General features: G+C 72.3%; 26 protein-coding genes. 8 read left to right on the top strand and 18 right to left on the bottom strand.

Translation table 11 applies throughout. The features are described 5' to 3' along the window. The first annotated feature begins 96 nt into the window (after positions 1-96). On the top strand, positions 97-423 hold the full coding sequence (locus ACIPPM_RS18715; protein WP_401448892.1) for a DUF6343 family protein: 327 nt from the start codon (positions 97-99) through the stop codon (positions 421-423). 76 nt (positions 424-499) lie between these two features. On the opposite strand, the gene ACIPPM_RS18710 is transcribed toward ACIPPM_RS18715, so the two are convergent. Both ACIPPM_RS18710 and ACIPPM_RS18705 read right to left on the bottom strand, forming a co-directional pair. Further along, the gene (locus ACIPPM_RS18710) at positions 500-1,687 is read right to left on the bottom strand and encodes a zinc-dependent alcohol dehydrogenase (protein ID WP_401448889.1); all 1,188 of its coding nucleotides are present in this window, start codon (positions 1,685-1,687) and stop codon (positions 500-502) included. 66 nt (positions 1,688-1,753) lie between these two features. After that, the gene (locus tag ACIPPM_RS18705) at positions 1,754-1,969 is read right to left on the bottom strand and encodes a hypothetical protein (RefSeq protein WP_401448887.1); all 216 of its coding nucleotides are present in this window, start codon (positions 1,967-1,969) and stop codon (positions 1,754-1,756) included. 220 nt (positions 1,970-2,189) lie between these two features. Here ACIPPM_RS18705 and ACIPPM_RS18700 point away from each other — a divergent pair, with 220 nt between their 5' ends. The 3 genes from ACIPPM_RS18700 (at position 2,190) to ACIPPM_RS18690 (ending at position 3,927) form a co-directional block, all read left to right on the top strand. Beyond that, positions 2,190-2,549 (top strand): DUF3040 domain-containing protein, encoded by a 360-nt coding sequence (locus ACIPPM_RS18700; RefSeq protein WP_401448885.1) that lies wholly within the window; start codon positions 2,190-2,192, stop codon positions 2,547-2,549. A 14-nt stretch (positions 2,550-2,563) separates the two neighbouring features. Beyond that, positions 2,564-2,767, top strand: a complete 204-nt coding sequence (locus ACIPPM_RS18695; RefSeq protein WP_401448882.1) for a hypothetical protein — start codon at positions 2,564-2,566, stop codon at positions 2,765-2,767. Between the two features lie 113 nt (positions 2,768-2,880). Continuing rightward, positions 2,881-3,927 carry a PucR family transcriptional regulator gene (locus ACIPPM_RS18690; RefSeq protein ID WP_401450103.1) on the top strand — a complete coding sequence of 349 codons (1,047 nt, stop codon included), beginning with the start codon at positions 2,881-2,883 and terminating at the stop codon, positions 3,925-3,927. Positions 3,928-3,969: 42 nt separating this feature from the next. On the opposite strand, the gene ACIPPM_RS18685 is transcribed toward ACIPPM_RS18690, so the two are convergent. Beyond that, a complete protein-coding gene (locus ACIPPM_RS18685) occupies positions 3,970-5,493 on the bottom strand; it encodes a flotillin family protein (protein ID WP_401448879.1) in 1,524 nt (507 codons plus the stop codon). Between the two features lie 78 nt (positions 5,494-5,571). Further along, positions 5,572-6,081 carry an NfeD family protein gene (locus ACIPPM_RS18680; RefSeq protein ID WP_401448877.1) on the bottom strand — a complete coding sequence of 170 codons (510 nt, stop codon included), beginning with the start codon at positions 6,079-6,081 and terminating at the stop codon, positions 5,572-5,574. A gap of 262 nt (positions 6,082-6,343) precedes the next feature. On the opposite strand from ACIPPM_RS18680, the gene ACIPPM_RS18675 reads away from it, so the two are divergent. Then, on the top strand, positions 6,344-6,847 hold the full coding sequence (locus ACIPPM_RS18675) for an SRPBCC family protein (RefSeq protein ID WP_401448875.1): 504 nt from the start codon (positions 6,344-6,346) through the stop codon (positions 6,845-6,847). Further along, positions 6,844-8,475, top strand: a complete 1,632-nt coding sequence (locus tag ACIPPM_RS18670) for a phytoene desaturase family protein (RefSeq protein WP_401448872.1) — start codon at positions 6,844-6,846, stop codon at positions 8,473-8,475. Before ACIPPM_RS18675 ends, ACIPPM_RS18670 begins: the two co-directional genes overlap by 4 nt. Before the next feature lie 29 nt (positions 8,476-8,504). On the opposite strand, the gene ACIPPM_RS18665 is transcribed toward ACIPPM_RS18670, so the two are convergent. The 7 genes from ACIPPM_RS18665 to ACIPPM_RS18635 all read right to left on the bottom strand — a co-directional run bounded on the left by ACIPPM_RS18665 (position 8,505) and on the right by ACIPPM_RS18635 (position 14,793). Then, positions 8,505-9,056: a type 1 glutamine amidotransferase domain-containing protein gene (locus tag ACIPPM_RS18665; protein ID WP_401448869.1), complete on the bottom strand. Its 552-nt coding sequence runs from the start codon at positions 9,054-9,056 to the stop codon at positions 8,505-8,507. Positions 9,057-9,163: 107 nt separating this feature from the next. Then, complete coding sequence (locus ACIPPM_RS18660; protein WP_401448867.1) at positions 9,164-10,012, bottom strand: STM4011 family radical SAM protein; 849 nt, start codon at positions 10,010-10,012, stop codon at positions 9,164-9,166. Between the two features lie 10 nt (positions 10,013-10,022). After that, the gene (locus tag ACIPPM_RS18655; RefSeq protein WP_401448865.1) at positions 10,023-11,357 is read right to left on the bottom strand and encodes an STM4012 family radical SAM protein; all 1,335 of its coding nucleotides are present in this window, start codon (positions 11,355-11,357) and stop codon (positions 10,023-10,025) included. Next, positions 11,354-12,166 (bottom strand): STM4013/SEN3800 family hydrolase, encoded by an 813-nt coding sequence (locus ACIPPM_RS18650; RefSeq protein WP_401450100.1) that lies wholly within the window; start codon positions 12,164-12,166, stop codon positions 11,354-11,356. The genes ACIPPM_RS18655 and ACIPPM_RS18650 overlap by 4 nt, the downstream gene beginning before the upstream one ends. Positions 12,167-12,212: 46 nt before the next feature. Beyond that, on the bottom strand, positions 12,213-13,358 hold the full coding sequence (locus ACIPPM_RS18645; RefSeq protein ID WP_401448862.1) for an STM4014 family protein: 1,146 nt from the start codon (positions 13,356-13,358) through the stop codon (positions 12,213-12,215). A gap of 10 nt (positions 13,359-13,368) precedes the next feature. Continuing rightward, positions 13,369-14,325, bottom strand: a complete 957-nt coding sequence (locus ACIPPM_RS18640; RefSeq protein WP_401448859.1) for an STM4015 family protein — start codon at positions 14,323-14,325, stop codon at positions 13,369-13,371. 120 nt (positions 14,326-14,445) lie between these two features. Further along, the gene (locus tag ACIPPM_RS18635; protein ID WP_401448856.1) at positions 14,446-14,793 is read right to left on the bottom strand and encodes a DUF1330 domain-containing protein; all 348 of its coding nucleotides are present in this window, start codon (positions 14,791-14,793) and stop codon (positions 14,446-14,448) included. Between the two features lie 277 nt (positions 14,794-15,070). On the opposite strand from ACIPPM_RS18635, the gene ACIPPM_RS18630 reads away from it, so the two are divergent. After that, a complete protein-coding gene (locus ACIPPM_RS18630; RefSeq protein WP_007502648.1) occupies positions 15,071-15,274 on the top strand; it encodes a cold-shock protein in 204 nt (67 codons plus the stop codon). Between the two features lie 87 nt (positions 15,275-15,361). Then, positions 15,362-17,047: a DEAD/DEAH box helicase gene (locus ACIPPM_RS18625; protein ID WP_401448853.1), complete on the top strand. Its 1,686-nt coding sequence runs from the start codon at positions 15,362-15,364 to the stop codon at positions 17,045-17,047. Positions 17,048-17,152: 105 nt separating this feature from the next. On the opposite strand, the gene ACIPPM_RS18620 is transcribed toward ACIPPM_RS18625, so the two are convergent. The 7 genes from ACIPPM_RS18620 to kdpA all read right to left on the bottom strand — a co-directional run bounded on the left by ACIPPM_RS18620 (position 17,153) and on the right by kdpA (position 25,962). Next, positions 17,153-17,599 carry a response regulator gene (locus ACIPPM_RS18620; RefSeq protein WP_388999149.1) on the bottom strand — a complete coding sequence of 149 codons (447 nt, stop codon included), beginning with the start codon at positions 17,597-17,599 and terminating at the stop codon, positions 17,153-17,155. Further along, positions 17,596-19,137, bottom strand: coding sequence for a CHASE3 domain-containing protein (locus tag ACIPPM_RS18615; RefSeq protein ID WP_401450098.1), 1,542 nt, complete (start codon positions 19,135-19,137; stop codon positions 17,596-17,598). The genes ACIPPM_RS18620 and ACIPPM_RS18615 overlap by 4 nt, the downstream gene beginning before the upstream one ends. 148 nt (positions 19,138-19,285) lie before the next feature. After that, positions 19,286-20,512 (bottom strand): PP2C family protein-serine/threonine phosphatase, encoded by a 1,227-nt coding sequence (locus ACIPPM_RS18610; protein WP_401448850.1) that lies wholly within the window; start codon positions 20,510-20,512, stop codon positions 19,286-19,288. A 165-nt stretch (positions 20,513-20,677) separates the two neighbouring features. Next, entirely contained in the window at positions 20,678-21,364 is a 687-nt protein-coding gene (locus tag ACIPPM_RS18605; protein WP_401448847.1) for a response regulator transcription factor, read from the bottom strand. Positions 21,365-21,476: 112 nt separating this feature from the next. After that, positions 21,477-22,145 carry a potassium-transporting ATPase subunit C gene (locus ACIPPM_RS18600; RefSeq protein WP_401448845.1) on the bottom strand — a complete coding sequence of 223 codons (669 nt, stop codon included), beginning with the start codon at positions 22,143-22,145 and terminating at the stop codon, positions 21,477-21,479. Positions 22,146-22,147: 2 nt separating this feature from the next. Next, positions 22,148-24,247: a potassium-transporting ATPase subunit KdpB gene (gene kdpB / locus ACIPPM_RS18595; protein ID WP_401448843.1), complete on the bottom strand. Its 2,100-nt coding sequence runs from the start codon at positions 24,245-24,247 to the stop codon at positions 22,148-22,150. Between the two features lie 53 nt (positions 24,248-24,300). Beyond that, on the bottom strand, positions 24,301-25,962 hold the full coding sequence (kdpA, locus tag ACIPPM_RS18590) for a potassium-transporting ATPase subunit KdpA (RefSeq protein ID WP_401448841.1): 1,662 nt from the start codon (positions 25,960-25,962) through the stop codon (positions 24,301-24,303). Positions 25,963-25,969: the final 7 nt, after the last annotated feature.

Here is a 25,969-nt window from a genome sequence, read left to right as displayed (position 1 = left end):
TCTGCGCGCGGGTACGCGGAGGCGGCACCGGGCAGCCCGGCCGTCCGTCGTGCGGCGGGCCGCCACCTTCCTGCGACATGGGACGGGGATGAGGGCATGAGCCGACGACACGCACAGGACGACACGGCACACCTGCCGCGCTCGCGTCCGGGGACGACCGGCCACCACCACCGGGAGCGCACGGGGACCGAACCGGTCACCGCCCACAGCGCGCTGAGGCTGCGGCTCGTGCTCGGCGTGCTCGGTCTGCTCGTCTTCCTGCTCGGTACGGCGCTCTTCGCCCTGTGGGCGGGCACGGTGACGCAGCGGGACGTACCGGACCCCACCCAGCTCACGGTGCTGGCCGTCATCTGCGGAGTGCTCGCGCTGTTCGCGGCGGTGGACCTCATGGTCGTCGCCCTGCGGCTCCTGCGCGAGCGGTGACCGGGAAGCGCCTCAACCCGGCCGGACGGCGGCCGGGTTGAGGCGCTGTCGGACACGGCTCACCACGGGACGGAACTCACCACGGTTCGAGAACCGTCTTGATCATTCCGTCGCTCTTCGTCTGGAACGTCTCGTACGCCTGGGCGCCCTGCTCCAGCGGCAGGACGTGGGTGGCGAAGGTGTCCACGCCCAGCGGGTCGTCGTCGGTGAGCAGCGGGAGGATGTCGTCGACCCAGCGGTGCACGTTGGCCTGGCCCATGCGCAGCTGGATCTGCTTGTCGAACAGGGTCAGCATCGGCATCGGGTCGGCCATGCCGCCGTACACGCCGGACAGCGAGATGGTGCCGCCCCGGCGGACGATGTCGATGGCCAGGTGCAGCGCGCCGAGCCGGTCGACGCCCGCCTTCTCCATGATGCGCTGGGCGAGGGCGTCGGGGAGCAGTCCGGTGGCCCACTGGGCGGCCCTGGTGACGGGCGCGCCGTGCGCCTCCATGCCGACGGCGTCGATCACGGCGTCCGCGCCCCGGCCGTCGGTGGCGTCGCGGATCGCGTCGGCCAGGCGGTCGCCGTACTGTTCGAGGTCGTAGACGGTGATGCCGTGTTCCCTGGCCCGCTGGAGGCGTTCGGGGACGAGGTCGACGCCGATGACGTTCTCGACGCCCCGGTGCCGGGCGATGCGGCAGGCCATCTCGCCGATCGGGCCGAGGCCGAGGACGACGAGGGTGCCGCCGGGCGCGACGTCCGCGTACTCGACGGCCTGCCAGGCGGTGGGCAGGACGTCGGAAAGGTACAGGAAGCGCTGGTCGGGCGGCCCGTCGGGGATTCTGATGGGAAGCCGGTCACCGAAGGGCACGCGGAGGAACTGGGCCTGCCCGCCGGGGACCTGGCCGTACAGCTTGGTGTAGCCGAAAAGGGAGGCGCCCTTGCCCTGGTCGCGCACCTGGGTGGTCTCGCACTGGGAGTACAGGCCCTGACCGCACATGTGGCACTCGCCGCAGGACACGTTGAAGGGCACCACCACGCGGTCGCCCGGGGCGAGGGCGGACACCTCGGGGCCGGTCTCCTCCACGATGCCCATGGGCTCGTGCCCGAGGATGTCCCCGGCGTCGAGGAAGGGGCCGAGGATCTCGTACAGATGCAGGTCCGATCCGCAGATGCCGCTCGACGTCACGCGGACGATCACGTCATCGGGGTCCTGGAGCCGCGGGTCGGGCACGGACTCGACCCGGACGTCCCTCCTGCCCTGCCAGGTGAGAGCACGCATGTCTCCTCCTAGGTATGTGGGTACGCGGCTCGCTCGCCGCCGGGCGCCTCGGCCGGAGAGCCCGCCTCAGCCGGAGGGCTCGTCGGGTACGGGCTGGTCCGGGCGTACCCCGGCGGATTCCGGTGCCCCGCTCGGGCCCGCGCCCGCCTCGTCCATCTCGGGCACCTCGCGGGCGTCGTCCCGCGTACGGGCGTCCCAGCGGTCGTCGCCGTGACCGGCCTGCTGGTCGGGCAGGTCCCTGGGGACGCGCCGGGTGTGCGGGTCGTGATGCTGCTCCGTCATGGCTCCTCCTTCGTCGGCCGGGATCACCGCCCGCGCGTGACTCGCGGCGAGCGGTCCGTCGCGGGTACCCCTGAGCCCGGCGGACATGCGGGGTCGGCCCGAGGCGGCGTACGCGGCCCGAAAGCCGAGCGGACCAAGCGATGGAACGTTTCGTGTTTCAGGGCAAACCAGACGGATACCCGCACGCAGTCGTACCAACAGTTCAGAGGAAGTGTTCACGGTGGGTGCACCGAGCCTTACCCCGCAGGAATCGCGCCGTCTGGCCGAGATCGAGGAGAGCCTGAGCGCGGACGAGGTGCTGGCCCGGCGGCTGCGCACCATGCGCGTCTCGTCCCGGTCGGCGACGTGGGGCCGCCGGGCGCTCGCGCCATGGGTGGCCTTCGGCGTACTGGTGACCCTGACGCTGCTCGGCCTCGAGATCGCGTTCCGGCAGACGTATCTGATCTGGGCGATCGCGGCCGTGTGGCTGCTCACCGTGGCCGGTCTGGTGGGTCTGGTCGTACGGGCGTGCCGTCGCTGGGAGGCGGCGGAGCGGGCGGGGCAGAAGACTCCGTGGCCGATCGATCCGTCGCAGGTGTGAGGGGGGACCGGGAGATGCCGGACGACCTGGAGAGCGAGGACCCCGGGGAGGCGAAGCTGCCGCGCGCTCGGCGCCGGCTCACGGAGGAGGAGTTCCGTGAGCTGATGCGCGAGGCCCGGCAGGAGGCGCGCCGGCTGCGGTTCGGCAGACCGCCCGAGGAGGATTCGGCGGTCGCGCTGCGCACCCAGCACGCCGAGTTCGGCGCGGCCGCCCACTGAGCGGGCCCTGCCGCGTCGCCGGTGGCGGCCGATACGCTCCACCGGACGGATCACGTCAGGGGCACATCAACGGATGTGGCGGGGAGAGCGGGGGCGCGGTGGCGGAGCTGGACATGGCCGAGTACCTGGGCGGGTACGCGCGGATGCTGGCCGAGGTCTCCCACACCGGGCGGCGTCCCACGCGTACGGAGCTGGGCGAGCGGCGCGCCCTCGGGGAGCGGGCCGCCGAGGCGGGGCACAGTCTGCGCGCCCTGGTGCGCGGGCATCTGTCGGCCACCCGGACGGCGTGGCCGAACGGCACCCCGGCGGGCTCGGTGGGCGGTGTGCTGGCCGCCGTCGAGCAGGCGGTGGACGCCTTCGCCGAGGGGTACGAGCGGGCGCAGCGGCTCGCGGTGCGGCAGGAGGAGGCGGCGCGGCGGGAGTTCATCGACGACCTGCTGTACGGCCGCAGCGATCTGGGGCGGCTGGCCGAGCGGGCCGAGCGCTTCGGTCTGGTCCTCTCCCACGCGCACGCGGTCGCGGTGGCGGAGGGTCCGGAGGCGTACGTCGACACCGCCCCGGTGACCCGGCGGGTGGAGTCCGCGTTGCTCACCCGGTTCAGTGAGCGGCGCATCCTGCTGACCACCAAGAACGGCAAGCTGATCTGTATCGCCCCCGGCGACCAGGAGGAGGTGCTCGCCTGCTTCGCCGAGCAGGTGCGGGTCACCCCGGACTGCGGCCGGGTGGCCATCGGCCGCCCCCGGCAGGGCCCGGGCGGCGTGGTGCAGTCGTACGAGGAGGCGCTGAGCACGCTGGAGCTGGCGGAGCGGCTGGACCTCGCGGAACCGGTGGTGCGGGCGGCCGACCTGCTGGTCTACCCGGTGCTGCTGCGGGACCGGCAGGCGATGGCGGACCTGGTGCTCAGCGCGCTGGGGCCGCTGCGGGAGGCGCGCGGGGGCCCGGAGCCGCTGCTGCGGACGCTGGAGGCGTACTTCGAGTCGGGGTGCCGGGCGGCCGACGCGGCGCGGCGGCTGGCGCTGAGCGTGCGCGCGCTGACGTACCGGCTGGAGCGTATCCACCAGCTGACCGGGAACAACCCGGCCGATCCGGTGCACCGGTACACGTTGCAGACGGCCGTGATCGGGGCCCGGCTGCTGAGGTGGCCCGCGCGGGAGCTGTGAGGGGGCCCGCCACCTGGGCGGGCCCCCTCCTGTGCGCCCGGCTCAGCCGGTGATCTCGACCTTGCCGTTGTCCTGGGCGGGACGCTCGGCGCTCGCCGGGGCGCGCCCGGTGACGTCCTTGAGGAGCCGGGTCAGGTCGACGCCCGTGGTGGAGCCGAGCAGTTCCAGGCCCTGGGCCACGTTGTCGGCGACCGCGCGGGGAATCCGGCCGGCGCCGTCGGTGGAGATGACCGTCATCTTCTCGACGGCGCTGAGCGGCTCGGACGCCTTGGCGACGACCTCCGGCAGCACCGAGACGAGCATCTGGAGGACGGCGGCGTCGCCGTACTGCTCGTACGCGTCTGCCTTCTTGCGCATGGCCTCGGCCTCGGCCGCGCCCTTGGCGGTGATCGCCGCGGCCTCCGCGTCGCCCTCCAGCCGGACCGCCTCGGCGGCCGCCGCACGGCGGGACCGCTCGGCCTCGCCCTGCTTGAGTCCCTCGATGGCGTCCGCCTCGGCCAGCGCGCCACGGCGCTGCTTCTCGCCCTCACCGGTGAGCCGCGCCCGCTCCGCCTCGGCCTCGGCCGCCGCGATGGCCGCCAGCCGCTCCGCCTCGGCCTGCTTGACGCGGGCGACCCGGCGGGCCTCCGCCTCCTGCTCGGCGGCGTAGCGCTTGGCGTCGGCGGGCTTGCGGACCTGGGTGTCGAGCTGACGGTCCGTCAGTGCGGCCTGACGCTCGGCGACCCGCTCCTGCTCGACGAGGATCTCCTGCTGGCGCGCGGCCTCGGCGAGCGGGCCCGCGGCGGCCGCGCGGGCGGCGGCCTCGTCGGTCTCCGCCTTGATCTCCGCCTGCTTCAGCGCGAACGTCCGCTGCGCGACGGCGATCTCCTCCGCGGCCTTGAGCCGGGCCTGTTCGGCGGCCCGCTGGGCCACCGCCTCGGCGATGTCGGCCTCCTGCCGGGCGCGGGCGGCCTCGGGACGGCCGAGGTCCTCCAGGTAGGAGCCCTCGGTGGTGATGTCCTGGATCTGGAAGGCGTCCAGCACCAGGCCCTGCCCGGACAGGCTGGACTCGGCCTCCTCGGCGACCTGCCCGGCGAAGGCGGCACGGTCGCGGATGACGTCCTCCACGGACATCCGGCCGACGATGGCGCGCAGCGCGCCGGAGAGCACTTCCTGGGTGAAGCCGACGATGCCGTCCTGCTGCATCAGGAACCGCTGGGCGGCGGCGCGGATGGAGTCCTCGGTGCCGCCGACCTTGACGATGGCGACGCCGTCCAGGTTGGCCTTCACCCCGCGCAGGGTGACCGCGCCGCGCACCGCGACCGGGATGTGCCGCGAGGACAGGTCGAGGGTGAACCGCTGCTGCACGAACGGCACGACGAACACACCGCCGCCGACGACGACCTTCTGGCCACTGTTGTCGGTGAAGACGCGCCCAGTCTCCGGGTCGGTGGACTTCTTGCCCCGGCGGCCGGTGACGATGAACGCCTGGCTCGGTCCGGCCACCTTGTAACGACTGACGACGGTGAGCGCCAGCAGCACGAGGAGTACGACGACTCCGGCCACGGCGATGACGACAGGACTCATATCAAGGCCCCCATACGTTGATACACAGAAACATGACACCCCGTCAGGGGTGGAGAACGGTGCGGCGGCGAGCCGGGTTCAGCGCTCCACCGGGCGCACCACGACGGAGGTCGGCGACGGCACCGCTTCCACCCACACCTCGGCTCCGCGCGCCACCGGCACCGCGCTGCGGGCGGCGAACTTGACGGTCTGGCCGCCCAGCCGGACGAGGACCTCGCCGAAGCCAGCGGCCGGGATGGCCGTGACCACGTCGGCCGAGGTGCCGATCAGGTCGTCCCCGGTCGGGGTGGCGTCCGTCTGGTCGCGCAGCAGCATCCGGCTGAGGCGGTAGGTCAGCCACGCGGTACCCACGCCCGCCGCCGCGCCGATCGCGGTGGCCGCGACCGGTGCGATGCCCAGCCCCTCGTGGGCGATGACCCCGCCGAAACCGGTCATCGACAGGAACCCCGCGATGACCGGCAACGACAGCCAGCCGTCCAGCGCGCCCCCCAGCGCGCCGTCGAACAGGCCGTCCAGCAATCCGTCGAAGATCAGCGACAGGACGAGCAGCACGACCCCCGTGATGCCGATTCCAAGAAACCAGGCCATCCGCGCCGTCCCCCTCCCGTCCGCCGCTGATCTCCGGCTCGACGGAATGCTCACACAGGCCTTCGCTCCATTTCATTGCCTGAACCCGGCAATCTTTACGCTTTTTTTATGCCTTCTTTGCGTCGGCCGGACCCGGAGCCCGACGGCCGCCCTCGTCATCCGTTCGGCGCACGGACGCGTGATCCGTGGTCACCGGGTTACTCGTGCGGCAGTGCGCGGTCGCCCCCGGTCCGCGGCGGGTGTTTGCGTGAAGGAGGAGATCGTGGCCATCCGGTACCAGCTCATCCGGCGTCCGCCGGCCGCCGTGTGGAAGGTTCTCGAGGAGCCTGCCCATTACGCGGACTGGGTCGTGGGAACGCACGAGACCGCTCCCCGCGAGGGCCGCTGGCCCGAGCAGGGGTCGTCGCTGACCTACACCCTCAAGATCGGCCCGCGCCGGGTCGAGGGCTACACCGTGGTCCGGCGCCACGAGCCGCCGCGGCGCCTGGAACTGGAGGCCAAGTCCCCCTTCGGCAACGCGCGCATCGCCATCGACGTGCGCGACTGGGGCGGCGAGAGCCTCGTCGTCGTGGACGAGCATCCGCTGCGCGGGCTGGGCGACAAGCTGCACAACGTCGCGCTGGACACCGTGATCCAGCTCCGGCACCGGGGCATGCTGAGCAGGCTGGCCCGGCTGGTCGAGCGGGAGACCCCCCGGAACACCGGCGTCGGAGGCCCGGCGGGGTCCCGCTTCGGTGCCGTCCCGGGCGAAGGAGGCGGGTCATGAGCGACGCGGTGGTCATCGGGGCGGGGCCGAACGGGCTCGTCGCCGCCAACCTCCTCGCCGACCAAGGCTGGAGCGTGGAGGTGCTGGAGGCCCAGGAGCGGCCCGGCGGCGCCGTGTTCAGCGACCGCGCGGTCCACCCCGACTTCGTCAACGACCTCTTCAGCTCCTTCTACCCCCTGGCCGCCGCCTCGCCGGTCATCGCCGGGCTCCGGCTGGAGGACGAGGGGCTGCGCTGGTCGCACGCCCCGCGGGTGCTGGCCCACCCGCTGGCCGACGGCCGCTGCGCGGTGATCGACCGCGACCTGGACGTCACCGCCGAGGGCCTGGACGAGCTGTGCGCCGGGGACGGCCACTCCTGGCGTGCCCAGTGCGCGACCTGGGACCGGGCCGGGCACGACCTCCTCCAGGCGCTGTTCACCACGATGCCGCCCATCCGGGCGCTCGCCGGGCTCGGGATGAAGCTGCGCGGCGGCGGTGCCCTGCGGCTCGCCCGCGCCATGCTGCTGCCGGTACGCCGCCTCGGCGAGGAGGAGTTCGACGGTGAGGGCGCCAGGCTGCTGCTCGCGGGCAACGCCCTGCACGCGGACCTGGGCCCGGAGTCGGCGATCGGCGGCGGCTTCGGCTGGCTGATGTCGATGCTCGGCCAGCAGTTCGGCTTCCCGGTGCCGGTCGGCGGCGCGGTCTCCCTCACGGACGCCCTGGTCAGCCGCCTGCAGCGCCGGGGCGGGGTGATCCGCTGCGGGGAGCCGGTGACGGAGATCGTGGTGGAGCGGGGCAGAGCCGTCGCGGTCCGCACGGCGGGCGGCGACACGGTCCCCGCCCGGCGCGCCGTCCTCGCGGACGTGTCCGCGCCCGCCCTCTACGGCCACCTGGTCGCGCCCGAGCAGCTGCCCTCGCAGGTGCTCGACGACATGCGGCGCTTCCAGTGGGACTTCGCCACCTTCAAGGTCGACTGGGCACTGGACTCCACCATCCCGTGGAAGGCCGGGGCGGCGAGCGGCGCGGGCACCGTGCATCTCGCCGACAGCGTGGACGACCTCACCCGGTTCGCCGCGCAGATCGCCATGGGTCAGATCCCCGACAACCCGTTCCTGCTGGTGGGGCAGATGACCACCGCCGACCCGACGCGGTCGCCCGCGGGCACCGAGTCCGCCTGGGCCTACACCCATCTGCCCCGCGTGGTGCGCGGCGACGCCGGGGACGCCGGGCTCGACGGCTCCTGGGACGCCGCCCAGCGCGAGATCATGGCGGACCGGATGGAGCAGCGGGTCGAGCAGTTCGCGCCCGGCTTCCGCGCCCGGATACTGAGCAGGCGCGTGCTGTCGCCGCCCACGCTCCAGTCCGAGGACTCCAATCTCAGCGAGGGCGCCCTCAACGGCGGCACGACCGCCCTGCACCAGCAGGCGGTGTTCCGGCCCATCCCCGGCACGGGCCGCCCCGAGACCCCGGTCCGCGGGCTGTATCTCGCCTCCGCCTCCGCCCACCCCGGCGGCGGGGTGCACGGCGCCCCCGGCGCCAACGCGGCGCGGGCCGCGCTGGGCATCCGCCGGACCGTCGGGGACGTCATGTCCCTGGTGCAGCGGACCCTGACCGGCGGAAGCGGGGCGGCCGCGGTCGGAAACCGCTGACCGCCCCGCTTCCGGGCGGAGACTGCCGGTCAGTCCTCCAGGCTGCGGATGATCGCGGCCGAGAAGGCGTCGAGGTCACCGGGGTTGCGCGAGGTGATCAGGGGGTGGCCGCCCTCGGTGTCGACCACGACCTCCTGGTCGGTCCAGGTGGCGCCCGCGTTCACCAGGTCGTCCAGCAGCGACGGGTAGGAGGTCATGTCGCGGCCCTCGGTGAGTTCGCTGTTCACCAGCAGCCAGGGGCCGTGGCAGATCGCCGCCACCGGCTTGCCCTCCCGCGCGAACGCCGTGACCAGCCGCTGCGCGTCCTGGTCGACGCGGAGCTGGTCGGCGTTGAGGGTACCGCCGGGGATGATCACCGCGTCGTAGCCGTCGGAGGTCGACTCCGCGAGCGTGGTGTCCGGCTCGACCTTGTCGCCGGGGTCCTTGTCGGAGACCAGGGTGGCGATGGCCTCCGGTTTCTGTGCCGCGACCACCACGCGGGCGCCCGCCTCGCGCAGGGCCGCCACCGGCTTCTCCAGTTCGTCTTGTTCCGTCCCGTAGTTCGTCGTGAGGACGAGGACGCTCTTGCCGTCGAGAGCCATGGGTCGGTACTCCTCCCGTCTCCCCCTGGTTCCCGGTACGCGGACCCGCTCCTGGCGGCGTCCGGGCAGCCGGTCTTACCTGCACCGGCTGCCCCTTTGGCCCCGGTTCATTCGACGGCGGCCGGAATCCGTTCCAGCACCCCGCCCGCGAACACGTCGTACAGCGGCAGCGTCTCCAGATGGACGTAGCCGATGTGGCAGTCGCAGCTGGTCAGCGGGCAGGCGCGAGGGCGCAGCGCGGCGCGGTAGGAGCCGTCGTAGAGGTTGCCGAGTTCCGCCGGGACGAAGTGGCAGCGGCGGACCGTGCCGTCGCCGTCCACCGAGATCACCGACTCACCGGTACGGCACGGCAGCCCGGCGCTGGCGTGCGGGTGCCTGCTGTACGGGAACAGCGGGTCCAGCGCGGTCCACGCCTCGGCCTCCTCGTCGGTGTAGGTGTGCCCCTCGGCCGCGTTCACCCACAGGTACACCCGCCCCGGCAGCTCGGCCCGCAGCCGCCGCGCCGCGTCGAGGTGCTCGGGCAGCCCGACGATGCCGACGCTGTACCGCACGCCGAGCCGGTCCAGCTCCCGGCACTTGCCGAGGAACCGGTCGTGCGGCGTCTGTCCCGGGTGGAACGTGCACCACAGCGCCAGGGTGTCGCGGTCGGCGTCGGCGAGCCAGTCGGTACGGCAGCTCAGGTTGGTCTGGATGGCGACCCGGCGGATGTGCGGCAGCCGGGAGAGGTCGGTCAGGGCGCGCCGGTACCAGGAGCGCACCAGCCCCTCGCCCCAGGGCGTGAACAGCACCGAGAGCCGGTCCTCGGTGCGGGCCCCGGCCCAGTCGGCGAACCGCTCCAGGCTCGCCCGGTCGGCCCGCAACTGCCCCCGGCTGTCCCGACGCTTGGCGAAGGGGCAGTAGGGACAGTCGTAGTCGCAGGAGGCCAGCGGGCCCCGGTACAGCAGGGTCAGGTCCATGACGGGCGGCTCACTTGCGTTCGTAGGCGGCCATCGCGGCCCGCACGGCCGGGGAGAACAGTTCGGGGCCGAGCGCGTCGGAGTGGGCCAGCCCCTCCGGGGTCAGCCGCAGCACCGGGCCGGGCTCCAGCCAGCCCAGGTCCCCGAACCGCGCCAGCTCGGCCGGGAAGTCCTCCGCCGGGGTACGGCCGCCGAACCGGGCGCGGTAGTCGGCGACCGGCAGCCCGTCCGCCTGGAGCAGCGACTGCAGCAGATGGCGGCGGCGCGGCTCGTCCCCGGTCATCCGGCGCCCGTACTCGGCGTGCGCGAAGTCGGTCGCGTGGCGGGTGACGTAGCCGTCGATGATCTTGCGGATCTCCTGCATCCCGACGGCGTAGTCGAACGAGTAGTGCAGCCCGGCGGTGTACGAGCGGGCGCCGCAGCCCAGGCCGATCATGCCGTCGGTCTGGCACGCGTAGTCGTCGGCGCCCTCGGCCGGGGCGTCGGCGCGGCGGAACATCCGCATGGACCGCTGCTCGTAGCCCTGGGCGAGGAGGTGGTCGCGTCCGGCGCGGTACAGGCGCAGCCGCTGCTGGTCCCACTCCGGGTCGGCGGCGTCGGCGCGGCGGCCGAGGCCGGTGAGCGGGCGTATGTAGAGCGGATAGAGGTACAGCTCCTCGGGCCGCCAGGCCAGCGCGGCGTCCAGCGAGCGCAGCCAGCTGTGCTCGGTCTGGCCGTCGATGCCGTAGATCAGGTCGATGTTGAGCACCGGTATCCCCGCGTCCCGGACCCGGCCGAGCGCCGCCTCCACATCGGCGCGACGCTGCGGGCGTACGGCGGCCCGCGCCTCGGTGTCGTCGAAGCTCTGCACGCCGAGGCTGAGGCGGGTGGCGCCCCGCTCGGCGAGGACTTCGAGCCGGTCGGCGGTGGCCGTGGCCGGGGACGCCTCCACGGAGAGCGGGACCGCGCGCAGATCGGCGCCCATGCGGTGCTCGGCGATGTCGCAGAGCCGGGTCAGCTCGGCGGCGGTGAGGAAGGTGGGGGTGCCGCCCCCGAAGGCGGCGGTGGCGAACCGGACAGGGGCCCGCTCCCCCAGCGCCTCCCGCACGGCGCCCGCCTGCCGCTCCAGCGCGTCGAGGTAGGCGCCGGTGAGTCCGTCCGGGGCGCCGATGCGGGTGAACAGGTTGCAGAACCCGCAGCGGATTTCACAGAACGGGATGTGCAGATAGAGGGAGAGCGCGTCCTTGGGCTCGTCCGCCCAGAGATCCTTGAGCAGCGGCCGGTCCTTCAGCTCCTCGTACGCGGTCTTGTGCGGATAGGCGTAGACATAGCTCTGGTAGGGGGCCGGGGCGGTCGCGGTGGTCATCGGGCCGCCTCCTGGTCCAGGAGGAAGTGGGCGTACGGCACGGTCCACACCGACTCGTGGCCGATGCGGTGGCCGGTCCAGCCGTCGTCGCCGTAGGCCGTGCCGTGGTCGGAGCAGACGATGGCGAGGCAGGGGCGTCGGCTGCTCATGGCGGTGAAGAGGCGGCCGATGTGCCGGTCCACGTACTCCAGCGCGGCGGCGTGGGTGGCGCGGGAGTCACCGTCCTCCTTGGACGCGCCGGGCAGATGGAACCAGTTGGGCTGGTGCAGCGCGGAGACGTTGACGAAGAGGAACAGCGGCTGTTCCGGGGGCGTCCGGGCGGCGATCTCCTCGGCGCGGGTCACCTGGGACTCGAAGGAGGTCGGGGAGGTCACTCCGAACTCCGGTTCCCAGTGCGACTCCTCGAAGAGTCCGGGCAGCACCGAGCCGAGCGCGCCCTGCTTGTTGAAGAAACCCACTCCCCCGACGCACGCCGTGCGGTAGCCCGCCTTGGCGAGGCCGGAGACCAGGTCGGGGGTGTCGTGGACGAAGGTGCCGTCGGCCGTGGTCTCGCTGCCCGCGAAGGCGGCGGCGAACAAGCGGGGGTGGCGGCCGGGTTCGGCCGGGGTGGGCAGGAAGCCCGCGAAGATGGCCTGGTGGGAGGCGTAGGTGAAGCTGCCGGGCGCGTGCCGCTTCTCCCAGCGGCCGCCGGGGAGATGGCGGGCGAGGTTCGGGATGCGGCCTGCTTCGGCGAGTTCGGCGGCCACGTCGTAGCGGAGCGTGTCGAGGGTGAGCAGCAGGATGTCGTGGCTGCCGACGATCCGGTTCATGTCCGGTACGCCCGGGGCCACTTCGGGCAGGTGGGCGGTGGCCGGGTCAGGCGCTGGCATGGGTGGTTCCTGTTCTGTGCGGGTGGTGCGGGCCGGGCCGCCCGGCGAGCGGGGCCCGGCGCAGGACGGCGGCGACCTGCGCCGCGTACGTGTCGAGGCCCTCGGCGCCGCTGCCTGGCAGACCGGTGAGCCGGGGCAGCAGATCCCCGAAGGCGTTGACCTCGCCGACGAAGGCGCGGCGCCAGCCGACGGCGGGCAGCAGGTCGACGCCGACGCAGAGGGTGTCCGGGAAGCAGGCCGCGGCCCGCTCGCAGATCCCGAGTACCTCCGGCCAGCGCAGCCCCGCGCTCTCGGCCGTCTGCCGGGCCCCGGTGAGGTCGCCCCGGCGGCCGCCGAGGTGGAGGTTGGTGAGCGGTCCGGCGCTGGTGCGGACCACGGCGTGGGTGGCGCGGCCGTCCACCACGACCACCCTGAGATCGGCGGCGCGGCCGCCCTGGGACGCCTTGGGCACCCAGCGCTCCAGGTGCAGGCCGTCCGGCGCGAGCGCGTCCACGATGGCGGCGATGTCCCGCTCCCGCTGGTAGCGGCGCACCTTGAGGGAGTTGAACAGCCGTCCTTCAGGGTCGAGTTCGACGGATGTGGTGGCCCTGATCCGGCCGTCTCCGGCCGAGTCGACGGCGAGCACCCCGGAGGCGGACGAGCCGTGCGCGGGCTTGACGAACAGCCGGGGCATCCGGTGCTCCCGCATCAGCGCCCGCACGTCGTCCCAGCCGCGCACCGGGGCGCCCGCCGCGCCGGAGGTGGGTGACTCCGGCACCGGTACGCCCGCCGCGGTGAGGGCCGCGTGGCAGCGCCGTTTGTCGAACATGACCGCCACGTCGTCGGCGCCGTCCAGTCGGATGCCCCCGCGCAATGTGCCCAGGGCCGCCGTGAAGCGTGCGTACCAGCGGGCGGTGCCCTCCACGCGGGTCGGGTCGGGCATGCCGCGCAGGAGGAGGTCGACCTCGGGGTCCTCGCCGGGCGAGTCCACCCGGACGATGTCCTCGGCGCCGAACTCGGCCCCGCCCGCGCGCAGGACGTCCAGCCAGGGCACCACGCGGGGCGCGGGCAGCCCGGCGGCCCGGACGGCCTCCGCGAAAAGGGTCACCCTGCGGCCGCCGGGGTTGCCGACCACCGCGAAACACCGGTTCATGGCCTGCCGCTCACTCGCCGATGGCGACGAAGCGCTGCACGGTGCCGTCCTCGTTCTCGTACGAGTCCGCGTCATCCTCGTCCAGGTCGAGCCGGACGCCCGCCGGTTCGAGCGTCTCGCGCAGGCGCTGCTGAAGGGGCTTGGTGATGTAGTGGTGGTGCAGGTCGAGGAAGCCGAGGTGGGTCAGTGGCCGACCGGCGAGCAGCGCGGCGGCGCCCTCGTCGCCCAGGGTGCCCATGGAGAGGTCCAGCGTCTCCAACTGGGCCACGACGGGCGCGGAGGCGACGGCGGCCGCGATCTCGTCCTGTATCTCGCTGTTGCGCAGCCCCAGATGACGCAGGGCGGGCAGCCGGGTTCCGGAGAGGATCGGCTCCAGGTCGGACACCGCGGTGTCGGCGCCGTACATCGAGTCGCCGAGCCAGAGTTCGAGGTGCTCCAGCGCGGGCAGGGCGCTGCCGCCGACGCCCCGCACGACCTCCACGGGCAGGCCGCCGGTCTCCACGACCAGCTTGCGCAGCGCCGCATGCTCCAGCGCGCGGAACTCCAGCCCGGTACCCCCGCGCACGCCGAACTCGGTCAACTCGGGGAATCCGGTGAGCAGTCCGGCGACATCGGTCTGCTGGATCCAGGAGAGTTCGGCCTCCTCCATGACGAGGTCGCCGAGGAACAGCGCGCGCAGGGCGGGCAGCCGGTCACGGGCGGCGAGCAGCGCCGCGATGACGGCGGAGGAGTCCGTCTCGTACGCGTCCGTCCAGGCGCCGACGATCAGCGCCCGCACACGTGTGGTGTCCACGGTGGCGAGGAAGCGGGCGAAGGCGTCCACCCACTCCTCCTCCGCGTCGTACACGTCCCCCGCGATCCGCCAGGCGACGGCGTCGGGCTCGGGCAGCTCGGCCTTCGCGTCGGGTCCGGGGAAGGCGAACGCGGGGAGGCCGTACAGCTCCTCCAGGTGGTGACCGATGGTCATGCGGGCTGCTCCTGACGTGCGATGGGCGCGAACGTGTGCGGTCCACGGCGTACGCAGGAAGTTCTACCAACCCGCACTGACAGCCGGTCACGGGCCTGTGGACAACTCTTCGGCGGACAACTACTCGGTGGACATCGCCTCACGCAGCGCCTTCGCGGTGGTGGCCGGGTCGTAGCCCTCGGGGACCCCGTCGACCAGGATGATGTCGCCGGCGATGTGCCGGGAGCGCAGCGGGGCGATCTCCCGGTAGGCGGGCGAGTCCCACCAGGCCCGCGCCTCGGTGATGCCGGGGAAGCCGATGAGCACGACATGGCCCGGCCAGCCGCCCTCCTTCACCTCGTGCTGCGCGCCGTGGACGAGGAAACGGCCGCCGTACGGTTCGAAGGTGGTGGTGATCCGCTCGATGTACTCCGCGATTTCCGGGTGCGGAGCGGCTTCGCGGAGATGGGCTATGGCGTAGGCGGTCATGACATCCTCCACATCACAGGCGATCGTCAGTTTGTCGCACCGGTGATGCTTCCACCCCCGGCGACCGGCGTCGATGGTCTGTCAGGTGATCGACATCGACACGCCGGGAAGATCACACCGCCCCCCACACCGAGGCGGATCTGTGCTAGTCTTTCTCTTGTTGCAGTTGTGGTACCCATGAACTTTATGTGCGCCTGACGGGAAATGTTTTCTCTTTAGGCGCATTTTGTTTTCCGGCATCTCCGGATGGGGCCTCTGCCATCAGAAGGAGAAGGTCATGGCACAGGGAACCGTCAAGTGGTTCAACTCGGAAAAGGGCTTCGGCTTCATCGAGCAGGACGGCGGCGGCCCGGACGTCTTCGCCCACTACTCGAACATCGCCACCCAGGGCTTCCGTGAGCTCCAGGAGGGCCAGCGGGTCAGCTTCGACGTCACGCAGGGCCAGAAGGGCCCCCAGGCCGAGAACATCGTTCCCGCCTAATAGCTGGACGCGTATTCCGCTCACCGGGGTCCGCACCGTCATGGTGCGGACCCCGGTTTGTGCTGTGTTGAGGAAGGCAGTAACCGCATGCCCCGCAGGTATCAGAAGCCGAACCGCGGCTCGTCGCCGTCCCGGCCCTCGTCGGCTCCCCAGGCTCCCCAGGAATTCCGCCTGCCGGAGAGCACGACGCCCGCACTGCCCGCCGTCGCTGAGTTCGCCGACCTCGACATGCCCGCGGCACTGCTGAAGACGCTCACCGCGCAAGGGGTGACCACTCCCTTCCCGATCCAGGGCGCCACGCTGCCGAACTCGCTGGCGGGCCGTGATCTGCTGGGCCGTGGTCGCACCGGCTCCGGCAAGACCCTCGCCTTCGGCCTCGCCCTCCTGGCCCGTACGGCCGGACTGCGCGCCGAGTCCAAGGCTCCCCTCGCCCTGATCCTGGTGCCCACCCGCGAGCTGGCCCAGCAGGTGACCGACGCGCTGACCCCGTACGCGACGGCGGTCAACCTCCGGATGGCCACCGTGGTCGGCGGACTGTCGATCACCAAGCAGGCCGCCACGCTTCGGCGCGGCGCCGAGGTGCTGGTGGCGAGCCCCGGCCGCCTCAACGACCTGGTGGAGCGCGGCGACTGCGTGCTGCACGACGTCCGCATCACGGTGCTGGACGAGGCCGATCAGATGACCGACATGGGCTTCCTGCCGCAGATCACCAAGCTGATCCAGCAGGTGAACCCCGACGGCCAGCGGATGCTGTTCTCGGCCACCCTGGACCGGAACATCGACAAGCTGGTGCAGCGGTTCCTGACCGACCCCGTGGTGCACTCGGTGGACCCGTCCGCCGGTGCCGTCACCACGATGGAGCACCATGTGCTCCACCTTCAGGACGAGACCGACAAGAAGGCCGTCACCACCCGCATCGCGGCCCGTGATGGCCGGGTCATCCTGTTCCTGGACACCAAGCGCTCCGCCGACCGGCTCGCCAAGCGGCTGCTGTCGGTCGGGGTCCGCGCCGCCGCCCTGCACGGCGGCCGCTCCCAGCCGCAGCGCAACCGCGCCCTGGAGCAGTTCAAGACCGGCGAGATCACGGCGCTCGTGGCGACGAACGTCGCGGCGCGCGGTATACACATCGACGACCTCGACCTCGTGGTGAACGTCGATCCGCCGACCGACCACAAGGACTACCTCCACCGCGGCGGCCGTACCGCCCGCGCGGGTGGTTCCGGCAGTGTGGTCACGCTGGTGCTGCCCGAGCAGAAGCGGGAGATGAACCAGCTCATGTCGGCCGCGGGCATCAGCCCGAAGACGGCCCGTGTCACGTCCAGCGCCCCGGAGCTGGCCGCCATCACCGGCGCCCGCGAGCCCTCCGGCGTGGCCGTCGTCATCGCCACCCCGGAGCCGACGCCCCCGAAGACGTCCCGTCCGGCCCGCAGGTCCGGTTCCGGGTCCGAGGGCGCCGGCCGCTCCGGCCGCCGTCGTCGCCCGGCCGGTGCCGGTACCGGTGAGGGTACGGCCGGTCAGGGCCGCAAGCCCGAGGGCCGCTCCAAGCCGGGCACCGCGAGCGGCGGCACCGGTGCGTCCGGCGGGCGCGGCACGGGCCGCCGCACGAGCGCCGAGGGCGCCAAGGGCGGGGGCGCCGCCGGCCGCCGTACCGCCGGGGGCGCTGCTACCGGCAAGGCGCCCGCGCGCGGCACCGCCCGCAGGGCGCCGGGCGAGCGCACGCCGGGCACCGGCGGCTCCGACCGCCGCGGCGGCCGCCGCCCGGCCGCAAGCTGAGCACGGCACCAGCGCAGCACCACGAAGAACACCCCCCGACCGGTCCGGTCGGGGGGTGTTTCGCGTCCGAGGTGTCTAGGGGGTGCCTTGTCGACAAGGCACCCCCTAGCCGCGCCCGGGCAGGCGGACCACCTGGACGAAGAAGTCGTCGATCTGGCGGACGGCGGCGATGAACTGGTCCAGGTCGACCGGCTTGGTGACGTACGCGTTGGCGTGCAGCTTGTAGCTGCGGAGGATGTCCTCCTCGGCCGCCGAGGTGGTGAGGACGACCACCGGGATGTCCGCGAGGTCCTGGTCCGACTTGATGCGCTCCAGGACCTGACGCCCGTCGTACTTGGGCAGGTTCAGATCCAGCAGGATCAGGTCGGGCCGGGGCGCGCCGGTGTGGTCGCCGCGCCGGTAGAGGAAGTCCAGCGCCTCCTCGCCGTCCCGGACCACGTGCAGCGTGTTGCCGATCTTGTTGTCCTCGAACGCCTCCCGGGTCATCAGCTCGTCGCCGGGGTCGTCCTCCACCAGGAGGACGTCGATCGGGGTGGCGTCGGGAGTCGTCATGTGAGGGCCTTCTCCTCGGAGGTGGTGCCGGTCTCGTCCGGGGCGGTGGCCACGGGCAGGGTGAAACGGAAGCGGGTGCCGCCTGAGTACTCGGTGTCCAGCCAGATCCTGCCGCCGTGATGTTCCACGATCTTCTTGCAGAGCGCCAGGCCGATGCCGGTTCCACCATAGGCGTCCCGGCTGTGCAACCTCTGGAAGATGACGAAGACCTTCTCGGCGAACTCGCCGGGGATGCCGATGCCGTTGTCCGTGACGCTCAGCCGCAGACTGCCCGGCTCGTCCGGGTCGGTCTCACAGGTGATGGTGACCTGCGGGGCGCGGTCGGGGTGGCGGAACTTCAGGGCGTTGCCGATCAGATTCTGCCAGAGCATGGTGAACAGGGTCGGGTCGCCCACCACCTCGGGCATCTCCGCCGGCCGTTCGACGCGGGCACCGGACTCCTCGACGGCGGTGCCCAGGTTCATCATGGCCTTCTCCAGCGCCTTGTCCAGGCCGACGGGCACGCGGTCGTCGGTGAGACGGCCGACCCGGGAGAAGGTGAGCAGGTCGTTGATGAGCACCTGCATGCGCTTGGCGCCGTCCACCGCGAAGTCGATGTACTGCCTGCCGCGGTCGTCCAGCTTGTCGTAGTACCGCTTCTCCAGGAGCTGGCAGAAGGAGGCGACCTTGCGCAGCGGCTCCTGGAGGTCGTGGGAGGCGACGTAGGCGAACTGTTCCAGCTCCACGTTGGAACGGCGCAGCTCGATCGCCTGGGCGTCCAGGTCGGCGGCCTGGGTGGTGAGGACGCGCTGCTGGGCGTGGGAGGCGTCCAGCTCGGCCACGATCCGTCGGCGCATGCCCTCGACGTCGACGGCCAGGGCGGTGAGGTCGGTCGGGCCGTCGCCCGAGATGACGTACTCGAAGTCACCGCCCGAGACCCGGCGGGACGCGGTGCGCAGCCGCTCCAGGGGCCGGGTGACGAGCAGCCGCACGAAGACGGCGAGGGCCACACCGGTCAGCAGGAACGCGGCGACCATGGCGACGAGCACCGAGTTGCGCAGCGTGCGCTCCTGGGCGATGTGGGCGCGGCCCTCCTCGACGACGCGGGTCATGTGGGTGTTCTGGTCGGCCCAGCCGGCGCGCAGCTTGTCGAAGTCCTCCTTGCCGCGTTCCACCGTCCGCAGGTCGACGGCCTTCGGCTTTCCGGGGGTCACGGAGGCGACGAGCGGCTCGGCGTAGTTAAGGCGCCACGCGGCGGCCTGGCGCTCCACGGCGGCCAGGTCGTCACGCAGCTCGGGCCGGTCCGCGACCAGGCGGCGCAGCCGGGCCGCGGACTCCGCCTCGTTCTTCTTGCCCTGGATGTAGGGGGTGAGGAAGCGCTTGTCGGCGGTGATGGCGTAGCCCCGGATGCCGGTCTCCTGGTTGACCATGGCGGACTGGAGCCGGTACGCCTCGGTCTGGGCGGGCTGTACGCCCTCCAGCAGGGTGTCGGTGGCCTGGGCCGTGCGGTTGAGCAGGGCGGCGCCGATCACGGTGCCGAGGAGCACCAGGAGTGTCATGAGCGACAGCACCAGGTAGAACCAGCCCTGCACGGTCAGCCGACGTGCGGTCCACGGCTTGCCCGTGACGTTGTTCACCCTGTGCTCCGAACCCACTGGTCACTCACGCGTCCCACTCGTTTCTCTCGTCTCGACGGTCTCGACGTTCTCAGTTCCAGCTCACGTGGACGACGGCGACGTCGTCCGCGAGGCCGCCGCGTTCCTCGGCCAGCCCCTCGGCGTCGCCGATGAGCCGGTCCACGAACTCGTCGGGCGCCAGTCCGGCCGCGTCGCGGGCGAGCTGGAGCAGGCCCTCCTCGCCGAGCCGCTGCGGGCCGCGGCTGACGTGCCCCTCGAAGAGGCCGTCGGTGAAGAGGACGACGGAGGCGCCCGGTGGCACCGGAAGTTCCGCGGTCGGCCAGTGCGCGCCGCCGGGGACCAGGCCCAGCGCGGGCCCGCCCGGCACCTCGACCCAGTCCACGTCGCCGTCGCCGCCGCGCCGGAGCAGCCCGTGATGACCGGCCCGCACCACACTGGCCCGTTGCTCGCCGGGTACGGCGGCCAGGCTGATCAGGGTGGCGAACACCTCGTCCCGGGCGCGCTCGGCGACCAGGATCTCCTCCAGCCGGGCCACCTGCTCGACGCCGGTGATTCCGCTGAGAACCAGTGTGCGCCAGGCTATCCGCAGGGCGACACCGAGGGCGGCCTCGTCCGGTCCGTGGCCGGAGACGTCCCCGACCAGGGCGTGTACGGTGCCGTCCGCGCTCTGCACGATGTCGTAGAAGTCGCCGCCGAGCAGTGCCTGGGCGCGGCCTGGGCGGTAGCGGGCGACGACCTGGACGCCGTCGGCGCGCAGCAGCGGGCGGGGCAGCAGTCCGCGTTCCAGGCGGGCGTTCTCCTGGGCCTGCATCAGGCTGGCCTGGAGCGCCACGGCGGACTGTTCGGCCTGCTTGCGCTGGATCGCGTAGCGGACGGCGCGCCCGAAGAGTTCGGGTTCCACTCGGCCCTTGACCAGGTAGTCCTGGGCTCCGGCGGTGACGGCGGCGAGCCCGGTCTGCTCCTCGGCCAGGCCGGTGAGGACGACGATCGCCACCTGGTCGGCGCGCGCCTTGACCAGGGAGACCGCTTCGAGGCCGCTCGCGTCGGGCAGGTGCAGGTCGAGCAGGACGCAGTCGGGGCGCTCGGTGGAGAGCACCTCGGCGGCCTCGGCCATCGAGCGCACCCAGCGCAGGCGCATCTTCAGGGCGCTGTCGGCGACCAGTTCCTCCACCAGCAGCGCGTCGCCCGGATCGTCCTCGATCAGGAGCACGGACGGCTGTCGCTCGTCCCACGCCGTGTCGACTCCGCCCACGGTCACCGGCATCAGCTCATGAGCATCAGCCCGCGACGTCACCATGGTCCCGCCCTTTCCGCCCCACTCGTGCCGCCCGCCGTCAGAAGTTGTCGACCGACAACATTGGATGAGCATACTCAGTACGAAGATCCGGGCGTGACCAGTCCGGGTGACATCATTCACCCATCCGCACTCGGGCGCGACGACGCGGTCCTCTTCGGCCCTTGTTCACCCTTCGAAGCGGTAGCCCATACCGGGTTCGGTGATGAGATGGCGCGGGTGGGAGGGGTCGGCCTCCAACTTACGGCGCAGCTGGGCCATGTAGACGCGCAGGTAGTTGGTCCGGTCGCTGAGGGAGACGCCCCAGACCTCGCGCAGCAGGTGTTTCTGGCTGACCAGGCGGCCGGGGCGGGTGACAAGAATCTCCAGCAGATGCCACTCGGTGGGGGTCAGGCGGACGTCCCGGCCGTCGCGCACGGCCTTCTTCGCGGCGAGGTCGAGGGTGAAGCCGGCCGTCCGCACCGTCGTGACCTCCGGGGCGGACCGGGTGGCCTCGGTGCGGCGGACGGCGGCGCGCAGCCGGGCGAGCAGTTCGTCCATGCTGAACGGCTTGGTGACGTAGTCGTCGGCCCCGGCGTCCAGGGCGGCGACCTTCTCCTCGGACGCCTGCCGGGCGGAGAGGACGAGGATCGGGACCCGGCTGCGGCCGTCGCGCAGGGACCGTATGACGTCGGCGCCGTCCATGTCGGGCAGCCCGAGGTCGAGCACGACCACGTCCGGCCCGCGGTCGGCCGCGAGCCGGAGCGCGGTGGCGCCGTCCGGGGCGGCGTCCACGGTGTACCGGCGGGCCTGGAGGTTGATGACGAGGGCCCGTACCAGCTGCGGGTCGTCCTCCACCACGAGCACCCGTGTCATGGACGCGCGCCCTCCTGTCGTACGCCGGATCAACGGCAGCAACCTACGTCATCCGGGCGGGGGTCGGCGGTTCCGGTGCGGCTTCCGGACACCGCCGACCCGCCGCGCGCCGTCAGCGCCGGGCGGCGAGGTCCCTGAGCGCGATGTTCAGCTCCAGCACGTCGACGCGGGGTTCGCCCAGGAAGCCGAGGGTGCGGCCGTCGGTGTGGGCCTGGACGAGCCGGGCCACCTCGGTCACGGGGAGGTGGTTCCGGGCGGCGACGCGGTAGGTCTGGAGCCGGGCGTACTGGGGGGAGATGTCCGGGTCGAGGCCGGAGCCGGAGGAGGTGACCGCGTCGGCGGGGACGTCGGCGGGGCTCACCGGGTGGCCGGGTACGGAGTTGTCCCGGACGACCGCGGCCTTGGCGGCCCGCACCCGTTGGGCCAGGACCTGGCTGTCGGCCGCGAGGTTGGTGGCACCGGACAGGAGCAGCGAGTAGCGGGTGTTCTCGCTGTTGGTGCCGAGCCCGGCCGCGGGGCGCCCCTGGAACCATCTGAGGTCCGGCTCCGGCGTCTCCTGGCCCTTCTTCGGCGGGAGTGTGTACGACTGCCCGATGAGGGAGGAGCCGACGACCCGCCCGTCCGCCCGGACCTCGGAGCCGTTCGCCCGGCCGGGGAAGAGGAGTTGGGCGAAGCCGGTGACGGCGAGGGGGTAGAGGACGCCGGTGACGAGGGTGAGGACGAGCAGCGCGCGCAGGCCCGCGCCCAGTGAACGGGCCCTGCCGGTGAGGAAGTTGTTCATGGTCAGCCGATCCCTGGGATCAAGGAGAGGAGCAGGTCGATGAGCTTGATGCCGATGAATGGCGCGACGAGGCCGCCGAGGCCGTAGAAGGCGAGGTTGCGCCGCAGCAGCCGGTCGGCGCTGACCGGCCGGTACCGCACGCCGCGCAGGGAGAGCGGGACCAGCGCGATGATGATCAGCGCGTTGAAGACGACGGCCGAGAGGATCGCGGAGTCGGGCGAGGCCAGCCGCATGATGTTCAGCCGGTCGAGCCCCGGATACACGGCGGCGAACAGCGCCGGGATGATCGCGAAGTACTTGGCGACGTCGTTGGCGATGGAGAACGTGGTCAGCGCGCCCCGGGTGATGAGGAGCTGCTTGCCGATCCCGACGATCTCGATGAGCTTGGTCGGGTCGGAGTCCAGGTCCACCATGTTGCCGGCCTCCTTGGCGGCCGACGTGCCGGTGTTCATGGCCACGCCGACGTCCGCCTGGGCCAGCGCGGGGGCGTCGTTGGTGCCGTCCCCGGTCATGGCGACGAGTTTGCCGCCCGCCTGCTCCCGCTTGATCAGGGCCATCTTGTCCTCGGGGGTGGCCTCCGCGAGGAAGTCGTCGACTCCCGCCTCCTCCGCGATGGCCTTGGCGGTCAGCGGGTTGTCCCCGGTGATCATGACGGTCCTGATGCCCATGCGGCGCAGCTCGGCGAATCGTTCCCGCATGCCCTCCTTGACGACGTCCTTGAGGTGGACGACGCCCAGCACGCGGGCGCCGCGGCCGTCCCGTACGGCGACCAGCAGCGGGGTGCCGCCCGCGCGGGAGATCCGGTCGGCGGTCCGCTCGGTGTCCTCGGCGACCGTGCCGCCCTGCTCCCGCACCCAGCGCAGCACCGAGCCCGCCGCGCCCTTGCGGACGGCGCGCCCGTCCACGTCCACGCCGGACATCCGGGTCTGCGCGGTGAACGCGACCCACTCGGCACCGGCCAGCTCGCCCTGGTGCCGTTCGCGCAGGCCGTAGGCCTCCTTGGCCAGGACGACCACGGAACGGCCCTCGGGGGTCTCGTCGGCCAGCGAGGACAGCTGGGCGGCGTCCGCCAGCTCGGCCTCGCTCGCGTCGCCCACCGGCACGAACTCGGCGGCCCTGCGATTGCCCAGGGTGATGGTGCCGGTCTTGTCCAGCAGCAGCGTCGACACGTCACCGGCCGCCTCGACGGCCCGGCCCGACATGGCCAGCACATTGCGCTGGACCAGGCGGTCCATGCCCGCGATGCCGATGGCGGAGAGGAGGGCGCCGATGGTGGTGGGGATCAGGCACACCAGCAGGGCGACCAGCACGACCATCGTGAGGTGGGTGCCCGCGTGGGCGGCGAACGGCGGCAGCGTGGCACAGGCCAGCAGGAAGACGATGGTGAGCGAGGCCAGCAGGATGTTCAGCGCGATCTCGTTGGGGGTGCGCTGCCGGGCCGCGCCCTCCACCAGTCCGATCATCCGGTCGATGAAGGTCTCCCCCGGCTTGGTCGTGATCCGGACGACGATCCGGTCGGAGAGCACCTTGGTACCGCCCGTGACGGCGCTGCGGTCCCCTCCGGACTCCCGGATGACCGGCGCCGACTCGCCCGTGATCGCGGACTCGTCCACCGAGGCGACGCCCTCCACGACATCGCCGTCGCCGGGGATCACCTCGCCCGCCTCGCAGACGACCAGGTCGCCGACGCGCAGCTCGGTGCCGGACACCTGTTCCTCGGTGGTCCCGGTCAGCCTGCGGGCGACGGTGTCCGCCCTGGCCCTGCGCAGGGTGTCGGCCTGCGCCTTGCCCCGGCCCTCGGCGACCGCCTCGGCGAGGTTGGCGAAGAGCACGGTCAGCCACAGCCAGGCGCTGATCGTCCAGCCGAACCAGTCGGTGGGGTCGGTGCAGGAGAACACCGTGGTGAGCACGGAGCCGATCCACACCACGAACATCACGGGCGACTTGGCCTGGGTGCGCGGGTCGAGCTTGCGGAAGGCGTCCGGCAGCGATCTGACGAGCTGCCGGGGGTCGAACAGGCCCGCGCCGACCCGGCCCCCGCCGGACGGGCCCCCGGCCGCCGCCTCGTCGTGCGGCACGCGGGTGGGAGTGGCTGTGGACATGGCGGCCTCTGGAGGGTCGGTACGGGTTATCGGCTCATCGGTACGGGGAGGTGTCATGCCAGCCCCTCGGCGAGCGGTCCCAGCGCCAGGGCCGGGAAGTACGTCAGGCCGGTGATGATCAGGATCGCCCCGACCAGCAGGCCCGCGAACAGGGGTTTCTCGGTGCGCAGGGTGCCCGCGCTCTCCGGGACGGGCCGCTGCGCGGCGAGCGATCCGGCCAGCGCCAGGACGAACACCATGGGCAGGAAGCGGCCCAGCAGCATGGCGAGCCCGGTCGTGGTGTTGAACCAGTCGGTGTTGGCATTCAGCCCGGCGAACGCCGAGCCGTTGTTGTTGGCGGCCGAGGTGAAGGCGTAGAGCACCTCGGAGAACCCGTGCGCGCCGGAATTGAGCATGGAGTGCGGCGGGGTCGGCAGGGCGAGCGAGGCGGCCGTGAAGACCAGGACCAGCGCGGGGGTGACCAGGATGTAGCAGGCGGCGAGCTTCATCTCGCGGGCGCCGATCTTCTTGCCCAGGTACTCGGGGGTGCGGCCGACCATCAGACCGGCGAGGAACACCGCGATCACGGCCATGATCAGCATGCCGTACAGCCCGGAGCCGGTGCCGCCGGGCGCGATCTCGCCCAGCATCATCCCGAGCATGGTGATGCCGCCGCCGAGCCCGGTGAAGGAGGAGTGGAAGGAGTCCACGGCGCCGGTGGAGGTGAGCGTGGTGGACACCGCGAAGAGCGCGGAGCCGCCGACGCCGAAGCGGACCTCCTTGCCCTCCATCGCGCCGCCCGCGGCCTGGAGCGCCGGTCCGTGGTGGCTGAACTCGGCCCACATCATCAGGGCGGTGAAGCCCAGCCAGATGGTGGCCATGGTGGCGAGGATCGCGTAGCCCTGCCGGACGCTGCCGACCATCAGGCCGAAGGTGCGGGTCAGCGAGAACGGGATGACGAGGATCAGGAAGATCTCGAACAGGTTGGTGAAGGGCGTCGGGTTCTCGAAGGGGTGGGCGCTGTTGGCGTTGAAGTAGCCGCCGCCGTTGGTGCCCAGCTCCTTGATGGCCTCCTGGGAGGCGACCGCGCCGCCGTTCCACTGCTGGCCATTGCCCATGAACTGCCCGACCTCATGGATGCCGGAGAAGTTCTGGATGGTGCCGCACGCGACGAGGACCAGCGCGCCGAGCACGGCCGCCGGGACCAGGACACGGAGCGTGCCGCGCACCAGGTCGGCCCAGAAGTTGCCCAGTTCGCCGGAGCGCGACCGGGCGAACCCGCGCACCAGGGCGACGGCGACCGCCATGCCCACGGCGGCGGACACGAAGTTCTGCACCGCGAGCCCCGCCGTCTGCACGACATGGCCCATGGTCTGTTCGCCGTAGTACGACTGCCAGTTGGTGTTGGTGACGAAGGAGACGGCGGTGTTGAAGGACTGCGCCGGGTTCACGGAGGAGAACCCGAGCGAGCCGGGCAGCACCCCCTGGAGCCGCTGGAGCAGGTAGAGGAAGAGGACACCGGCGACGGAGAAGGCGAGCACCCCGCGCAGATACGCGGGCCAGCGCATCTCGGTGTCGGGGTCGGCGCCGATGGCCCGGTAGATCCACCGCTCGACGCGCAGGTGACGGCGCGAGGAGTACACCTGGGCCAGGTAGTTTCCGGCGGGCACGTAAATGAGGGCCAGCGCGGCGATGAGGGCGAGCAGTTGGAGCACGCCCGCGAGTACGGAACCCATGTCGGCT

This window comes from Streptomyces sp. NPDC090119 (assembly GCF_044747085.1).
In the GTDB taxonomy this organism is placed as follows: domain Bacteria; phylum Actinomycetota; class Actinomycetes; order Streptomycetales; family Streptomycetaceae; genus Streptomyces.
Note: the sequence above shows the minus strand (reverse complement) of the source record. Positions and strands in the feature narration are given on the sequence as shown.

Bases quoted from the DNA above. Each gene is read 5' to 3' on its own strand.
- ACIPPM_RS18605 (WP_401448847.1), bottom strand. From the start codon at position 21,364: ATGACACGGGTGCTCGTGGTGGAGGACGACCCGCAGCTGGTACGGGCC.
- ACIPPM_RS18680 (WP_401448877.1), bottom strand. From the start codon at position 6,081: ATGGCCTGGTTTCTTGGAATCGGCATCACGGGGGTCGTGCTGCTCGTC.
- ACIPPM_RS18635 (WP_401448856.1), bottom strand. From the start codon at position 14,793: ATGACCGCCTACGCCATAGCCCATCTCCGCGAAGCCGCTCCGCACCCG.
- ACIPPM_RS18645 (WP_401448862.1), bottom strand. From the start codon at position 13,358: ATGAACCGGTGTTTCGCGGTGGTCGGCAACCCCGGCGGCCGCAGGGTG.
- ACIPPM_RS18695 (WP_401448882.1), top strand. From the start codon at position 2,564: ATGCCGGACGACCTGGAGAGCGAGGACCCCGGGGAGGCGAAGCTGCCG.
- ACIPPM_RS18630 (WP_007502648.1), top strand. From the start codon at position 15,071: ATGGCACAGGGAACCGTCAAGTGGTTCAACTCGGAAAAGGGCTTCGGC.
- ACIPPM_RS18640 (WP_401448859.1), bottom strand. From the start codon at position 14,325: ATGACCATCGGTCACCACCTGGAGGAGCTGTACGGCCTCCCCGCGTTC.
- ACIPPM_RS18705 (WP_401448887.1), bottom strand. From the start codon at position 1,969: ATGACGGAGCAGCATCACGACCCGCACACCCGGCGCGTCCCCAGGGAC.
- ACIPPM_RS18650 (WP_401450100.1), bottom strand. From the start codon at position 12,166: ATGAACCGGATCGTCGGCAGCCACGACATCCTGCTGCTCACCCTCGAC.
- ACIPPM_RS18615 (WP_401450098.1), bottom strand. From the start codon at position 19,137: ATGACACTCCTGGTGCTCCTCGGCACCGTGATCGGCGCCGCCCTGCTC.
- ACIPPM_RS18685 (WP_401448879.1), bottom strand. From the start codon at position 5,493: ATGAGTCCTGTCGTCATCGCCGTGGCCGGAGTCGTCGTACTCCTCGTG.
- ACIPPM_RS18655 (WP_401448865.1), bottom strand. From the start codon at position 11,357: ATGACCACCGCGACCGCCCCGGCCCCCTACCAGAGCTATGTCTACGCC.
- ACIPPM_RS18710 (WP_401448889.1), bottom strand. From the start codon at position 1,687: ATGCGTGCTCTCACCTGGCAGGGCAGGAGGGACGTCCGGGTCGAGTCC.
- ACIPPM_RS18715 (WP_401448892.1), top strand. From the start codon at position 97: ATGAGCCGACGACACGCACAGGACGACACGGCACACCTGCCGCGCTCG.
- kdpA (WP_401448841.1), bottom strand. From the start codon at position 25,962: ATGGGTTCCGTACTCGCGGGCGTGCTCCAACTGCTCGCCCTCATCGCC.
- ACIPPM_RS18610 (WP_401448850.1), bottom strand. From the start codon at position 20,512: ATGGTGACGTCGCGGGCTGATGCTCATGAGCTGATGCCGGTGACCGTG.
- ACIPPM_RS18600 (WP_401448845.1), bottom strand. From the start codon at position 22,145: ATGAACAACTTCCTCACCGGCAGGGCCCGTTCACTGGGCGCGGGCCTG.
- ACIPPM_RS18625 (WP_401448853.1), top strand. From the start codon at position 15,362: ATGCCCCGCAGGTATCAGAAGCCGAACCGCGGCTCGTCGCCGTCCCGG.
- ACIPPM_RS18620 (WP_388999149.1), bottom strand. From the start codon at position 17,599: ATGACGACTCCCGACGCCACCCCGATCGACGTCCTCCTGGTGGAGGAC.
- ACIPPM_RS18660 (WP_401448867.1), bottom strand. From the start codon at position 10,012: ATGGACCTGACCCTGCTGTACCGGGGCCCGCTGGCCTCCTGCGACTAC.
- ACIPPM_RS18670 (WP_401448872.1), top strand. From the start codon at position 6,844: ATGAGCGACGCGGTGGTCATCGGGGCGGGGCCGAACGGGCTCGTCGCC.
- ACIPPM_RS18665 (WP_401448869.1), bottom strand. From the start codon at position 9,056: ATGGCTCTCGACGGCAAGAGCGTCCTCGTCCTCACGACGAACTACGGG.
- kdpB (WP_401448843.1), bottom strand. From the start codon at position 24,247: ATGTCCACAGCCACTCCCACCCGCGTGCCGCACGACGAGGCGGCGGCC.
- ACIPPM_RS18690 (WP_401450103.1), top strand. From the start codon at position 2,881: ATGGCCGAGTACCTGGGCGGGTACGCGCGGATGCTGGCCGAGGTCTCC.